Genomic DNA, 13182 nt, shown 5'->3' with positions numbered 1-13182 from the left:
ATGTCAAAAGGTTTATACATAGGGGTTTCCAATGTTGCAAGAAAGGCAAAGAAAGCGTATGTAGGAGTGAACAATGTAGCTCGTAAGGTAAAGAAGATATACATAGGAGTAAACGGTGTTGCAAGGTTGGCATGGCAGGGAACTGTTCCAGCCGGCCAAATAGTTTTTACATCATCACAAGTTTGGACAGTACCAGATGGTGTAAGGATCGTTGATGTCTTCTGTGTAGGAGGAGGAGGAAGAGGTTACCAAGCAGGTGGTGGTGCTGGAGGAAGGACTGCTACTTATGCTAATGTTTCTGTAACTCCGGGTCAACAAATTGGTATAACAATAGGTGCTGGTGCTACTACAAGCGGTTGGATAAACCTTGAACCAATGTCTATAAATACTGTTGTTGCTGGTACAACGTACTTTGGAGGATTATCAGCTGGAGGGGGAGAAAGTGCTCTTTACTGTGTTCTCACAAGTGGATGGAACGGAGGTACAGGAAATTATGAAAACTATGCCGCTGGCATCGGTGGAAATGGTGGTTCAGGTGGAGGCGGTGCCGGATGGGAATCCAATAACGGAGCAAAAGGAGGAAACGGAGGTTCCAATGGAAGCAACGGTTTTTCTAGTGGATTTTGGATGGGATTTGGCTATATGATAACAGTTCCCGGAAGGTCACCTCACTATGGATATGGACAAGGAACTACAACAAGAGCATTTGGAGAAACCGGTGGAACATTGTATTCAGGTGGAGGAGCTGGAGCCGGATATGGTACAAACACATTGATCAGAGCACAAGGTGGAGCAGGTGGTGGAGCTGGATGGGTAAATACTTCAGCTGTTGCCGCAACACCCAATTCAGGTGGAGGAGGATTCGGTTCTCCTGAAATGCTTTATGATTATGCTAGAAATGGTGCCAGTGGAACAGTGATAGTAAGATGGGCCGAGCAATAGAAAGGGGCAGAGTATGTGGTGTAATCAAATATTCAGTTTAATCAAAGATGAAGTGGTACAAAATATAGTGGTTTGTGATAATTTTGAGATAGCGAATCAACTCGCAAGATTTCATTATGGGGATGACGCTATAGCGATAGATACTACCCATTTCCCAATTAGCATTGGTAGTATGTATGTTGATGGTAAATTTTATAAGGAAGATAGAGAGACCCTTGTTGAACGAAACCCGACAGCAGACGAAGAGGTAGCAATCGCAAAAGCAAGAGTTGAAGAGTTAGAGAGTCAAGTTGCTACACTTAATATTGCATTTGCAGAAGTATTGGGGGTGTAAAGTATGCCAACGTGGAAGAAATCTATATTTATTAATGCTATCAAAGCAAGGATACAGTTAGAGGATAGAACAGCGGTGGATATCATCGAGGATTATCCCAAGTTATCAGAGAACGAAAAACAAGAAATATTGAAAGAATTTTAGGAGAGCGCGGAGGGTTCTCTTTTTTAATGAGGAGGAGTTGATGGATATATCAGCATTATTAATGGCCATAAGTGTTCCCAGCGCAATTACTGGATTCTGTTTCTGGTGGGTTGAAAGAAGAATGGTAAAAAGAGAAGTGGAATTCACCCAAAAGGAAGCGGCCAGAGAGAAAAACACGATTCTGCTTATTAAGAGTGTAGGGGCTGCTATTGCACTGGGAGAGGCTACAGCAACAGCTTTAAAGAATGGACATTGTAACGGAGAAACCGAGACAGCCCTTAAGTTTGCAAGAGAAATCAAGCATGAACAGAAAGATTTCTTAACGGAGCAGAGTATTAAAAATTTATATTAGAATGTAAATATCAAGTGATTACGAAACTCATAGGGTATAGAAATTTTTTGGACTGACAAAGTACATTTTAATTACTGCTTAGACTATACTTAATTGTAAGCAGTTGAGGTATCCTGAAAGGAACAAATCTGCATGAAGGTTTTTTGTTCTGAGTTCTTCGTCCAGCTAAGCAATAACTATTCTTGTAATGATTTTGTAAGTGTTATCCCATTCTAATGTTCCGCGGAGAAAATATGTATCATAGGTATATAACTCCTTTCGGATTTTGGTAGATTTGTTTCTGGACAATTCAATTTTACCACAAATCGGTTAGGAGTTATATCTTCTAACAAAAGAAATATACCGTATATATTCGGGTTTAGGCGTTTCGCAAACGCCTAAATGTAAACATGAAAGAGAGGTGATATTTTATGGATTTAGATTTTCTTTTACAATACATAAACCTGATAACCCTGGGCATTTGCTTATGTATTGGCTACACCTTTAAAAAGATAGATAAATTTAACAACCAGTATATCCCCGCAGTAATGCTTTTATTAGGTACGATCATTAATGTACTGGTTAATATCCCGAATATAAACATGGCAGTCATTCTTGGTGGTATGATTAGTGGTCTGGCAAGTACAGGACTTTATGAAGCTATGAGAAACCTGCTTGAAAAAGATGGAAAGAAGGAGGACTCCGATAATGATGAATAAGGAACTGATTATGCAGCTTGGAATTGCTGCTGTAAAGTTGTATCCCCAATACAAGATTTTACCCAGCATGACAATTGCCCAGGCAATTCTGGAATCAAACTGGGGAAAATCCAGCCTTGCGAAAGAATGTCACAACTACTTTGGCATGAAATGGACGAACACATGCGGTACCTCATTCAAAGAGTATTCCACGCAAGAACAAAGAAATGATAAGACCTGGTATACAGTAAAGGCAAAATTCCGAAAGTATGTCAGCGTCTCGGAAGGCATTCTGGGATATTATGAATTCCTCAATTACGCCAGGTATAAGAATTTGAAAGGAGTAACGGATTACCGTGAGTCTTGTTACCTTATAAAAGAAGATGGCTGGGCAACAGATGTATCCTATACGTCCAAACTAATCACGCTGATTAGGGATAATGATTTATGGACATATGACCTTCAGGCTATTTATACAAAACCTCCTATAGGTACAATAAATCCGGATTCAAACTTTTTATCCATTGTCTGGCTGCAATACAGCCTTAATATATGCCTGTCAGGTATAAAAGACTATATACCACTGATAGTGGATGGAGATTATGGAACCAAGACGAGAGCAGCGGTGTTATTATACTGGAAACAGTTAAACTGGAAGCCTGCTACCGGTTGGGGCGTAGGAGTAAATACCAAAACAGCACTGGCAAATGAAAGAAAAGTAAAAGATGCTATTTAGAGGAGAGGTAATAAGGAGAACACACGGGTTTACTTTTGCAAAAAGGAGCATCACTCTTTTGCAAATAAACAGCAATAGTGCAAAGCTCCTTGTCTGGAATATATGTTATATTACAGTGTTAATCTCAAATTGACGAAGGTATCAGCTAATCAGTGCCGGTAATCTCAATAATCTTCTGGCGAAGCAATGATATAATATATTTCTCTGCATGTTCAGCAATATGATGAACGGAACAATCTAAACATTTCTCGTAGATATCTCCAAAGGTTGCTTTAAAATAGATTTCCCTTTCGTCTATAGTTATACTGAAAGAGTAGCTTTCACCGTTATGTTTAACCACAGATAACAATTCAGTGTCATTATTAATCAGGCTGTCCAGATAATCCTTAACCGTCTGATATCTGATCAATTCATCATTAACCTTTGAGGTAATTGCATGTTTTGCCATAAATAAATCCTCCCTTCATGAAACCTATATCTCTTATTTTCATAATTTATATCATAAAGTAAAATACATAGCAATAAGCCAAAGTGCTTATGAGACTTCGATCATACAAAATAACTATACTCATAAATTCCTTTGAAGTGTTTGAAATTACATATTATAATTTTACTATTGCACGAATCGGAAATATTGTAAAATATTAAAGTATCGCAAGGGAGAGTTTAATGTTTAAACTACAGAGTAATGAGTATAGTAAGGTTATACCTTTCATCAAGTCTCGAAATGAACTGTCTGTATTTTCAGTCATACATTATATCATGCCAGGTGAAATTTATGTTAATAGCCTGGAAAAACCAACATCTGCATTAATACAGACCAGTGAGTGCAACCTGGTAGCAGGCGATATTACTGATACTGAATTTAATTCAAGGATAGCAGAGGAACTGGATTTCTGGGATCAGCTGACCCCTGATACCCCGGAATGGAGCGATATTATACCCACCATACACAAGAACCCTTATATCAGAAAATATAAAAGACGCAGATATATTCTAACTCGCGATATTTTTAAAGAATGTACTACAGCTCTAAAAGAAGGCTTTGTATTAGAAAAAGTAGATGTAAATGTAATTAAACAAAGCGGTTATGAAAATACAGAAAAGCTATTAAAATGGGTAGAGGAATGGGGCAGAACTCAGAATTTTGAGAAATATGGTACGGGGTATTATATTCACAAGGATAAAGTAATTGTAAGCTGGTCTATTAGTGACTGTAGTTACGAGAAGGCAATTGCTATCGGCATTAATACAGATGAAAGATACCGAAAAAACGGATTGGCTAAAATAGTCGTGTCTGCAACTATTAAGGACTGTTTTGCAAAAGGTTACGAAAAGATAGAATGGCTATGTGTTGAAACAAATAAAGGATCAAGAGCCTTAGCCGAAACCTTGGGTTTTCAGTTCAATAATGAATATTATTCGTATACTTCATATCCACCTGTTGAAAACTTATATGATTTAACAGAAGGAGAGTGGTGTGAGTGGGGAATGTATTTAGAAGAAGCGTCAAAAACTCAGAATGAATTATGGGTGGACTGCCTGACCTGCTACCTGAAATCCAATAATCTCAAAAGGGTGATTGTATTTCTAACAGCTATGGAGCAGAAGGGGACAATAATAGATTATATCAAAATCAAAGACTTTATATGCTATCTACAAGCCAATGGTTTAGGTGCAAATTTTGATTGTCACGAATGGACTAATTTCTTTGAGAGCCATCAGATTTAGAGAAAAGGTTAAATTCTCAAAATATAAGACCAGGCAGCTTACTATGCTTAGGAGCAGCTGAGCAAAGGATTGCTTATTTTAGGTATTGCTGCTGGTCTTATAATTATTAAAACTTATTCATTGTCTTTTGACACCCGTCCCTCTCTGGAACTAATCATAGAGTAAATACAACCGCAGTAATCCTGTCTGTATAAATCAAACTCCTTTGATAATTCAATGGAGCGCTTGTAGCCGTTTTTTTTCTTAAAATCCGAGGGGAGATAAACAGCTCCGTATTCAGCAGCTACAGCTTCACCGATAGAATTTAGTTTGGCAGCATTTTTGTGAGGACTGATAGTGAGGGTAGTGGTAAAATAATCAAATCCATTTTCCTTCGCACATTTGGCTGCTTCTCTCAGACGGAGTTCATAACAGCCGAAACACCTTTCGCCACCCTCGGGCTGGTTTTCCTTGCCTTTGGCAATTTTATAAAAGAGCTCCGGTTCATAACTGCCCTCAAGGAAAGAAATGGGGTGTTTTACAGGCATAGCACTGATCAGTCGTTTCTGTTCTTCCACTCTGCGGTCATATTCTTCTTTCATTGATATATTGGGATTATAATAATATATGGTAATATTAAAATAATCTGACAGGTATTCCAGACAATAACTGCTGCAGGGGGCGCAGCAGCTGTGGAGCAGAAGAGTGGGAGTACTGCCTTGTGCGGTTATATTTGATAGAGTTTTTTCCAACTCTTTTTGATAATTTATAATGTTTTCCAATGATATCCTCCGTATTCGCCTAAATCTGTATGTTTTTGGCAGTTTTTTAGGGCTTTTTTTGTACTTAATAATAATTTTTAAATTTTTTTAAAAAATATGAAAATTCTACTTGATTTTTTCCCTAGAATATTATATTATAATATTGTTGTGAGACGCAAGAGCAAAATAAAAAAGCTTATCACACACAAATATCGAGGCGTGGCTCAGCTTGGCTAGAGCGCTGTGTTAGGGACGCAGAGGTCGCAAGTTCAAATCTTGTCGCCTCGATTTTTTATTTAAAGCGGTATATAATAAGAAGCAGTAGGATTGAAGTTGTATTTGATCCTGCTGCTTCTTTCTTTGTACCAAGTATGCTATATATGGCATAATGTGCCATACTATGCCATGTGTGGTGAATTTGGCCTTTTCCAGCGTGAGTCTGAAAACTCATCGTGCGAGGCTTAACACTGCGAACACTGCGCTTTGTGGGATATATGCTTACTTACAGCAAGGCTCGATTATGGGTAATGGTGTTGCGTTTTCATAATTATAAAGCTGAATACTGCAAAGAGGAGCATTCTGAACAGTATTGTGAGTTTTAAGATATGAGAGTTTTAAGACATGACTTAGGAACAAAAAGTTTGCATATATGTTTAATATTTGGAAAAGGACAAAAACATAAATTGGCATGGTAGTTTTTAAAACACTTTATGTAGGCAAAAATATAAACTTATAGGTCATTTTTAAATAGTATATTTAACAAAAAATTTCGAAAGATAGAGGCAAATCTAATATCCACCTTATGTATAGACAACTATAGTATAATAAGTTCAAACAATTCATTAAGTTATAATACATTTAAAAAGAAATAATGAAATGAGGTGCAGGCATATATGGATTTTACAGGCAAAGTAGTCGTTATAACCGGAGGTGCCAAAGGAATTGGCAGGAGTATGGCAGAGCACTTTCAGGCAGCAGGTGCCAGAATAGCTGTTATGGACAGACTTACAGTGAATACATTAAATTTAAATCCTCCCGACTTTTATTTTACGGGAGACTTAAAAGCAGAACAGGATATTCAGCTCTATGTAGCAGAAGTTCTTAACCGGTATGGCAAAATTGATTATCTTATAAACAATGCGTGTTTCAGCAACAAAGGCCTTCTCTCCGGCTGCAGTTTTGAAGCCTTTGATGAAGTACTGCGGGTGGGAGTAGGTGCACCATACTATCTGACGAAACTGTTTATGGAGTATTTTAGAGAAGGTGGTGCAATCGTAAACATTTCCTCTACCAGAGCTGCCATGTCCCAGGAGGATACAGAGAGTTACTCGGCAGCAAAAGGCGGTATTGTGGCGCTAACCCATGCTATGGCAGTCAGCCTGGCCGGCAGAGTAAGGGTGAACTGTATTTCACCTGGATGGATTGATACTACAGGAGAGGAATTTTCCAAAGAGGACAAGGAGCAGCATCCGGTAAAAAGAATCGGAAAGACAGAAGATATCGCAAAGCTAGCCATGTACCTGTGCAGTGAAGACAGCGGCTTTATAAACGGAGAGAATATCACGGTAGATGGTGGTATGAGCAAACTTATGATTTATCATAAGGATGAAGGCTGGGAATATAAGGGCTAAGTTCGACCGGAAAAGCAAAATTTTGAAAATAAAAAAAGGAAACAGGAAGTTTTGGTGGAATATTATTAATATAAGCATTAATCTGAAAGAAAGGAGAACAGGTATGGAAGAAGCAGAAAAAGAAAAAATGGCAAAGACATTAAGCATGCGTGAAAAGCTGGAACAAAGAGAACATCAGTTTTTGAGTAAATATGCCTCCTTTAGTGATAATTCTATGGGCAGGGATGTGTATGAGGACCCTTGTGATTTAAGGCCAATTTATCAAAGAGACCGGGACCGGATTCTTCATTCCAAAGCCTTTCGACGATTAAAGCATAAGACACAGGTATTTCTTGCTCCGGAAGGAGATCATTACAGGACGAGACTTACCCATACCCTTGAGGTATCCCAGAATGCCAGAACCATTGCCAGAGCCTTAAGACTGAATGAGGATCTGACGGAAGCTATAGCATTAGGACATGATCTGGGACATACACCCTTCGGTCATGCCGGAGAGAGAGCATTGAATTCTATTTGCGCAGAAGGTTTTGAACATCATCTGCAGAGTATACGTGTTGTTGAACTTCTTGAAAATCACGGCAGGGGGCTCAATTTGACGAAAGAAGTCAGAGACGGTATCGTTAATCATCAGACCAATGGAGTGCCTAAGACTCTTGAAGGGAAAATAGTCAGATTATCCGATAAAATAGCTTATATAAATCACGATATTGATGATGCTATCAGAGGACATATCATTTCCGAAGAAGATATTCCCACGGAATTTACTGATATTCTGGGTCACAGTTCCAGAGAACGGTTAAACAGAATAATACATGACATTGTAAGCTGCAGCGAGGACAAGGATGATATCTTAATGTCTCCCGAAATAGAAAAAGCCATGTTTGGTATGAGAAAGTACATGTTTTACAGTGTATATACCAATCCAAAAGCCAAAGGGGAAGAGCAAAAGGCAGAGACTATGTTAAAGTATCTGTTTGAATATTACAGTAAGAATCTTGAACTTCTGCCTGAGGAGTACTTTAATATGATTAAAGAAAAAGAGGAAAAAGAAGCCAGAGCGGTATGCGATTACATAGCAGGGATGACGGACCGTTATGCTGTAGCTAAATTTAATGAGATTGCGATACCTCGTTTCTGGAGTGTATATTAGTTTAAGAGATGTAAAATGATAGAATACAAATAGTTTAGATATCTTTAGTTGTAGAAAATCATAATTAGAAAACAGGTAAATTATTATAATGGAAGAATTTTTAATATAAGATAAAAAGATAGATAAAAAGTTTTGACAAAAGAAGATATTAGACGAAAAAGATAAGATAAAAGGTTATATAAGAAGATAAGACCAAAGATAAGACCAAAGAAAAGACCAAAGATAAGACCCAAAAAGATAAGATATAAATATAAGAAAAAAATATAAATATAAGAAAAAAATAAGATAAAAAAAATAGGAAAAAAAATAAGATAAAAAGATTAGACATAAAGATAAGACAAAAAGTTAAGATAAAAATATCACATCATAAATGAACAATAGATGAAACAAACCAGATTATAGCTTAAAGCTAAACTAAAATTAAATCAGAAAAAATGAAATAATTTATTTAAGTTGAAATGCTGAAGTACAAGACTACAATAAATCAGTGAATCAAGTTACAAAGAAGCAAATATAAGATATATGATCTACATTTAAAAGGAAAAGGAGAAGACATGTTTTATCCGGAAGAACTGGTAGAAGAAGTAAGACAGAAGAATGACATAGTAGATGTAATCAGTTCCTATGTGAAATTACAGCGGAAAGGCAGCAGCCATATGGGACTGTGCCCCTTTCACAGTGAGAAATCTCCTTCCTTTAGCGTCAGTGTCTCTAAACAGATGTATCACTGCTTTGGCTGCGGTGTAGGAGGCAATGTATTTACCTTTATTATGGAGTATGAGAACTACACCTTTGTAGAGGCTCTCAAATATCTGGCGGGCAGAGTCGGTGTAACACTGCCGGAAGCTGAAATCAGTGAAGAAGCCAGACGTCAGGCAGGCTTAAAGGCAAGACTGTTAGAGATAAATAAAGAAGCCGCCAAGTATTATTACTTTCAATTAAAATCTCCCAGAGGACAAGCTGCCATGGACTACCTGGTAAACAGGCAGTTATCGGAGGATACCATAAAGAAATTCGGACTTGGATACTCCAACCAGACAGGAGATGACATTTATAAGTATTTAAAACATTTGGGCTATGACGATGAGGTTTTAAGGGAGTCGGGACTTGTAAGCTTTGATGAGAAACACAAGGTATACGACAAATTCTGGAACAGAGTCATGTTTCCTATTATGGATGCGAATAGCCGTGTTATCGGGTTTGGCGGACGTGTAATGGGGGATGGACTTCCCAAGTATTTAAATTCACCGGAGACCAAACTCTTTGATAAGAGCAGAAACCTGTATGGCCTTAATTTTGCAAGAACCTCAAGAAAATCAAATTTTCTTATCTGCGAAGGTTATATGGATGTAATAGCACTTCATCAGGCAGGGTTTACCAATGCAGTGGCATCCCTTGGAACTGCTTTTACGGGGTTACAGGCTAACCTTATTAAGCGGTATACGGGAGAAGTATTGTTAACTTACGATAGTGATGCGGCTGGTACCAAGGCAGCTTTAAGAGCTATACCAATCCTGAAAGACGTGGGCTTAACGGTAAAGGTTATTGATATGAAGCCGTATAAAGACCCGGATGAATTTATCAAAGCCTTGGGGGCCGAGGAATTTCAAAAACGGATAGAAACTGCTAAAAATTCCTTTCTCTTTGAAGTGGAGGTAACAGAGCGGGATTTTGACATGAATGACCCGGAGCAGAAAACGAAATTCTTTAATGAAACAGCAAAGAAAATGCTGCAGTTTACCGAGGAAATCGAGAGAAATATTTATATAGAGGCTGTTTCAGCCAAATATGAAATCGGTTTTGACAATTTACGCAAGCTGGTGAATAGTTACGGTGCCAGACTTGGAACCGGCGACAGCTATAAACCAAAAGAGCATACTATTAAGGATAGAAATAAGAACCTGCCCATGGAAGGAATGCGGCAGTCCCAAAGGATACTGTTAACCTGGCTTATAGATGATTTAAGGCTCTTTGAGAAAATCAAGGGTATTATAACACCCAGGGATTTTACAGAAGATTTGTACAAACAGGCAGCCGAGCTTTTATTCGATCAATATGAGAAGGAGGGTAAGGTTATACCTGCCAAGATTCTTAATCATTTTGAAAGCAAAGAAGAACAAAAGGAAGCAGCGGCACTGTTTAGCCTGGAGCTAAGCAGTGAAATGGGCAGCAAGGAAAAAGAAAAGGCTTTAAATGAAACAGTACAAAGAATTAAGAAGAACAGCCTGGACAAGCAGAGTAAGGAGGCCATTGAGCAAAATGATATTCAGACACTTCAGGGTATCATAAAGGAGCAGACGGGCTTACAGAAATTGCATATTTCCCTGGACTGTGGTTAAAATACTAGTAATTAAACTGAATTTTCATACTGGAATGAGCAAGGAGGATGGATAAATAATGGATGAGAATATGGTTAAATTCACTGAAAAGTTAAAAGAACTTCTGGTATTTGCCAAGAAGAAAAAGAATGTTCTTGAATTTCAGGAAATAAATGATTTTTTTGCTGATTTTGAACTGGATTCCGTTATGATTGAAAGAATCTATGAGTTCCTGGAATTAAATAATGTGGATGTGCTTCGCATGACGGAGGAAGAGGATATCCTGATAGAAGACGAAGAGGATATAGAAGAGATAGACTTTTCCATACCGGAGGGAATCGCCATAGATGACCCTGTAAGAATGTACTTAAAAGAAATCGGGAAGGTTCCTCTCTTAAGTGCCGATGAAGAAATCGAACTGGCACGAAGAATGAAGGTAGGGGACACAGATGCCAAGAAAAGACTGGCAGAAGCCAATCTGAGACTGGTGGTAAGTATTGCAAAGCGTTATGTAGGAAGAGGGATGATGTTTCTTGACCTCATTCAGGAAGGAAATTTAGGACTTATTAAAGCAGTTGAGAAATTTGATTATACCAAAGGGTTTAAATTCAGCACCTATGCAACCTGGTGGATCAGACAAGCTATCACCAGAGCCATTGCGGATCAGGCCAGAACCATTCGTATACCGGTGCATATGGTGGAGACAATTAATAAACTGATAAGAGTGCAGAGACAGTTACTACAGGAGCTGGGGAGAGAACCAACGCCGGAGGAAGTATCGGAAGAAATGAATGTACCTGTTGACAGGGTGCGTGAAATTCAAAAAATCAGCCAGGAGCCGGTATCTCTTGAGACACCTATCGGCGAAGAGGAAGACAGCCATCTGGGAGATTTTATTCAGGATGACAATGTTCCCGTGCCTGCAGATGCTGCGGCCTTTACGCTGTTAAAGGAACAGCTCTTTGATGTCCTTGGTACTCTTACGGACAGAGAGCAGAAGGTGTTAAGACTGCGCTTTGGTCTGGACGATGGCAGAGCCAGGACCTTAGAGGAAGTAGGGAAGGAATTCAATGTGACAAGAGAAAGAATCCGACAGATTGAAGCCAAAGCTCTCCGCAAATTAAGACATCCCAGCAGAAGCCGTAAGTTAAAGGACTATTTGGAATAAAGAGTTTATAATATAACGCAGTATAGATGAGGTAACTTGTATTTTCGTCCGAAACGTTTCTTAGTACAGCAAGCACAAATTAAGATTAATGTGCAATAGAAAGAAAAAACACGAGTATATATGTGAAAGTAGGGGCCCATATGAGAAGGAAATACAGGTGTAAATGAGAAGAAAGTATAAGTTGTAAACGAGAAGATAGCATAAGTGTGTATGAGTAGAAATACAAGTCTACATGAGAAGAAAGTGCAAATGTGCATGAGCAGAAAGTCAGTATGCATGAACAGAAAGTACAAGTGTGCATAAGCAGAAATACAAGTCTTACATGAACAGAAAGTACAAGTGTGCATGAGCAGAGAGTACGAGTCTACATGAGAAGAAAGTACAAGTCTACATGAGAAGAATGTAAAAGTGTAAATGAGAAGAAAGTACAAGTCTGACATTATACGAAGGCACAAGTGTGGCTGAGAGAAAGTACTGCAACAAAAGTACTTAGAGAATATATAAAACGATTCAGGAGACAGCATGCAATTATCATTACGTTTAAAAACTGTTGCAGATTCTGTTACAGGAGGAAACAGGGTTGCAGATGTAGGATGCGACCACGCCTACATAGCCATACATCTGGCAGAGAATAACATCGCGCCCAGGGTGGTTGCCATGGATGTTAATAAAGGCCCTTTAAGTAAAGCCAGGGAAAATATTGAGATCAGAGGGCTGGAAGACAGAATAGAAACAAGACTATCCGACGGACTTGCCAGGTTAAACCCCGGTGAAGCGGATACAGTTGTTATTGCCGGTATGGGTGGAGCCTTGATGGTCCGGATATTAACAGAAGGTGAGTCGGCTTTAAAAGAAGTTAAGGAGTTGATTCTTCAACCTCAATCAGAAATCTTTCTGGTACGCAGGCATCTTCATACAAGTGGATATAGAATTGAGTCTGAAAAAATGGTAAAAGAAGATGACAAATACTATATCATTATTAAAGCATTAAAGGACCCGGTGAAGGAAAGCTATGATCAAGAGCTGTTTTATTTATATGGAAAGAAGCTCCTAGAGAGTGGCGGCCCTTTGGTAGAAGAATATCTGCTAAGAGAAGAACGTTTAAAAGAACAGGTAGAAGAATCATTAAGGGATACAGATACCGCCGGAAGCAATAAAAGACTGGAAGAAATCCGAAGGGATCTTGCCTTAATACATGCAGCTCTTAATTATTTTAATAATTAAGGTGCTCAGGTAAAAGAAGCTGAATATATTGTTTA

14 protein-coding genes and 1 tRNA gene are annotated in these 13182 nt (G+C 38.4%); 13 read left to right on the top strand and 2 right to left on the bottom strand.

Annotated features, from left to right (window positions below; all coding sequences use genetic code 11):
* The 6 genes from BR73_RS0124135 (at position 1) to BR73_RS27925 (ending at position 3185) form a co-directional block, all read left to right on the top strand.
* Complete coding sequence (locus tag BR73_RS0124135) at positions 1 to 942, top strand: glycine-rich domain-containing protein (protein WP_051685545.1); 942 nt, start codon at positions 1 to 3, stop codon at positions 940 to 942.
* Positions 943 to 955: 13 nt separating this feature from the next.
* Positions 956 to 1276, top strand: a complete 321-nt coding sequence (locus tag BR73_RS0124130) for a hypothetical protein (protein WP_051685544.1) — start codon at positions 956 to 958, stop codon at positions 1274 to 1276.
* Positions 1277 to 1279: 3 nt separating this feature from the next.
* Complete coding sequence (locus tag BR73_RS28945) at positions 1280 to 1420, top strand: hypothetical protein (protein ID WP_156034927.1); 141 nt, start codon at positions 1280 to 1282, stop codon at positions 1418 to 1420.
* A 40-nt stretch (positions 1421 to 1460) separates the two neighbouring features.
* Entirely contained in the window at positions 1461 to 1772 is a 312-nt protein-coding gene (locus BR73_RS0124125) for a hypothetical protein (RefSeq protein WP_033168354.1), read from the top strand.
* Positions 1773 to 2182: 410 nt separating this feature from the next.
* The gene (locus BR73_RS0124120) at positions 2183 to 2470 is read left to right on the top strand and encodes a phage holin family protein (RefSeq protein WP_033168353.1); all 288 of its coding nucleotides are present in this window, start codon (positions 2183 to 2185) and stop codon (positions 2468 to 2470) included.
* On the top strand, positions 2460 to 3185 hold the full coding sequence (locus BR73_RS27925; RefSeq protein WP_051685543.1) for a glucosaminidase domain-containing protein: 726 nt from the start codon (positions 2460 to 2462) through the stop codon (positions 3183 to 3185). The genes BR73_RS0124120 and BR73_RS27925 overlap by 11 nt, the downstream gene beginning before the upstream one ends.
* Before the next feature lie 145 nt (positions 3186 to 3330).
* Here the strand turns inward: BR73_RS27925 and BR73_RS0124110 are convergent, their stop codons facing one another.
* Entirely contained in the window at positions 3331 to 3633 is a 303-nt protein-coding gene (locus BR73_RS0124110; RefSeq protein ID WP_033168352.1) for a hypothetical protein, read from the bottom strand.
* Between the two features lie 221 nt (positions 3634 to 3854).
* On the opposite strand from BR73_RS0124110, the gene BR73_RS0124105 reads away from it, so the two are divergent.
* The gene (locus tag BR73_RS0124105; protein ID WP_033168351.1) at positions 3855 to 4916 is read left to right on the top strand and encodes a GNAT family N-acetyltransferase; all 1062 of its coding nucleotides are present in this window, start codon (positions 3855 to 3857) and stop codon (positions 4914 to 4916) included.
* A 113-nt stretch (positions 4917 to 5029) separates the two neighbouring features.
* On the opposite strand, the gene BR73_RS0124100 is transcribed toward BR73_RS0124105, so the two are convergent.
* Positions 5030 to 5677, bottom strand: coding sequence for an epoxyqueuosine reductase QueH (locus tag BR73_RS0124100; protein ID WP_033168350.1), 648 nt, complete (start codon positions 5675 to 5677; stop codon positions 5030 to 5032).
* Positions 5678 to 5869: 192 nt separating this feature from the next.
* On the opposite strand from BR73_RS0124100, the gene BR73_RS0124095 reads away from it, so the two are divergent.
* The 6 genes from BR73_RS0124095 to BR73_RS0124070 all read left to right on the top strand — a co-directional run bounded on the left by BR73_RS0124095 (position 5870) and on the right by BR73_RS0124070 (position 13147).
* A tRNA-Pro gene (locus BR73_RS0124095) sits at positions 5870 to 5944 on the top strand.
* 605 nt (positions 5945 to 6549) lie between these two features.
* Positions 6550 to 7287: an SDR family oxidoreductase gene (locus tag BR73_RS0124090; protein ID WP_033168349.1), complete on the top strand. Its 738-nt coding sequence runs from the start codon at positions 6550 to 6552 to the stop codon at positions 7285 to 7287.
* A gap of 103 nt (positions 7288 to 7390) precedes the next feature.
* Complete coding sequence (locus BR73_RS0124085) at positions 7391 to 8437, top strand: deoxyguanosinetriphosphate triphosphohydrolase (protein WP_081848899.1); 1047 nt, start codon at positions 7391 to 7393, stop codon at positions 8435 to 8437.
* 554 nt (positions 8438 to 8991) lie between these two features.
* Positions 8992 to 10776: a DNA primase gene (dnaG, locus tag BR73_RS0124080; protein WP_033168348.1), complete on the top strand. Its 1785-nt coding sequence runs from the start codon at positions 8992 to 8994 to the stop codon at positions 10774 to 10776.
* A gap of 58 nt (positions 10777 to 10834) precedes the next feature.
* Positions 10835 to 11923 (top strand): RNA polymerase sigma factor RpoD, encoded by a 1089-nt coding sequence (rpoD, locus tag BR73_RS0124075; RefSeq protein WP_033168347.1) that lies wholly within the window; start codon positions 10835 to 10837, stop codon positions 11921 to 11923.
* 522 nt (positions 11924 to 12445) lie between these two features.
* Positions 12446 to 13147, top strand: coding sequence for a class I SAM-dependent methyltransferase (locus BR73_RS0124070; protein ID WP_033168346.1), 702 nt, complete (start codon positions 12446 to 12448; stop codon positions 13145 to 13147).
* Positions 13148 to 13182: the final 35 nt, after the last annotated feature.

The sequence above is a fragment of the Clostridium sp. KNHs205 genome (genome assembly GCF_000702945.1).
Taxonomy (GTDB): domain Bacteria; phylum Bacillota; class Clostridia; order Lachnospirales; family Lachnospiraceae; genus Anaerocolumna.
The sequence above is the reverse complement of the archived record's forward strand: the minus strand, read 5'-3'. Positions and strand labels throughout refer to the sequence as shown.

What these genes read in the sequence shown, in the direction of transcription:
- BR73_RS0124135 (WP_051685545.1), top strand. Translation starts at nt 1, where the DNA reads ATGTCAAAAGGTTTATACATAGGGGTTTCCAATGTTGCAAGAAAGGCA.
- BR73_RS0124130 (WP_051685544.1), top strand. Translation starts at nt 956, where the DNA reads ATGTGGTGTAATCAAATATTCAGTTTAATCAAAGATGAAGTGGTACAA.
- BR73_RS28945 (WP_156034927.1), top strand. Translation starts at nt 1,280, where the DNA reads ATGCCAACGTGGAAGAAATCTATATTTATTAATGCTATCAAAGCAAGG.
- BR73_RS0124125 (WP_033168354.1), top strand. Translation starts at nt 1,461, where the DNA reads ATGGATATATCAGCATTATTAATGGCCATAAGTGTTCCCAGCGCAATT.
- BR73_RS0124120 (WP_033168353.1), top strand. Translation starts at nt 2,183, where the DNA reads ATGGATTTAGATTTTCTTTTACAATACATAAACCTGATAACCCTGGGC.
- BR73_RS27925 (WP_051685543.1), top strand. Translation starts at nt 2,460, where the DNA reads ATGATGAATAAGGAACTGATTATGCAGCTTGGAATTGCTGCTGTAAAG.
- BR73_RS0124110 (WP_033168352.1), bottom strand. Translation starts at nt 3,633, where the DNA reads ATGGCAAAACATGCAATTACCTCAAAGGTTAATGATGAATTGATCAGA.
- BR73_RS0124105 (WP_033168351.1), top strand. Translation starts at nt 3,855, where the DNA reads ATGTTTAAACTACAGAGTAATGAGTATAGTAAGGTTATACCTTTCATC.
- BR73_RS0124090 (WP_033168349.1), top strand. Translation starts at nt 6,550, where the DNA reads ATGGATTTTACAGGCAAAGTAGTCGTTATAACCGGAGGTGCCAAAGGA.
- BR73_RS0124085 (WP_081848899.1), top strand. Translation starts at nt 7,391, where the DNA reads ATGGAAGAAGCAGAAAAAGAAAAAATGGCAAAGACATTAAGCATGCGT.
- dnaG (WP_033168348.1), top strand. Translation starts at nt 8,992, where the DNA reads ATGTTTTATCCGGAAGAACTGGTAGAAGAAGTAAGACAGAAGAATGAC.
- rpoD (WP_033168347.1), top strand. Translation starts at nt 10,835, where the DNA reads ATGGATGAGAATATGGTTAAATTCACTGAAAAGTTAAAAGAACTTCTG.
- BR73_RS0124070 (WP_033168346.1), top strand. Translation starts at nt 12,446, where the DNA reads ATGCAATTATCATTACGTTTAAAAACTGTTGCAGATTCTGTTACAGGA.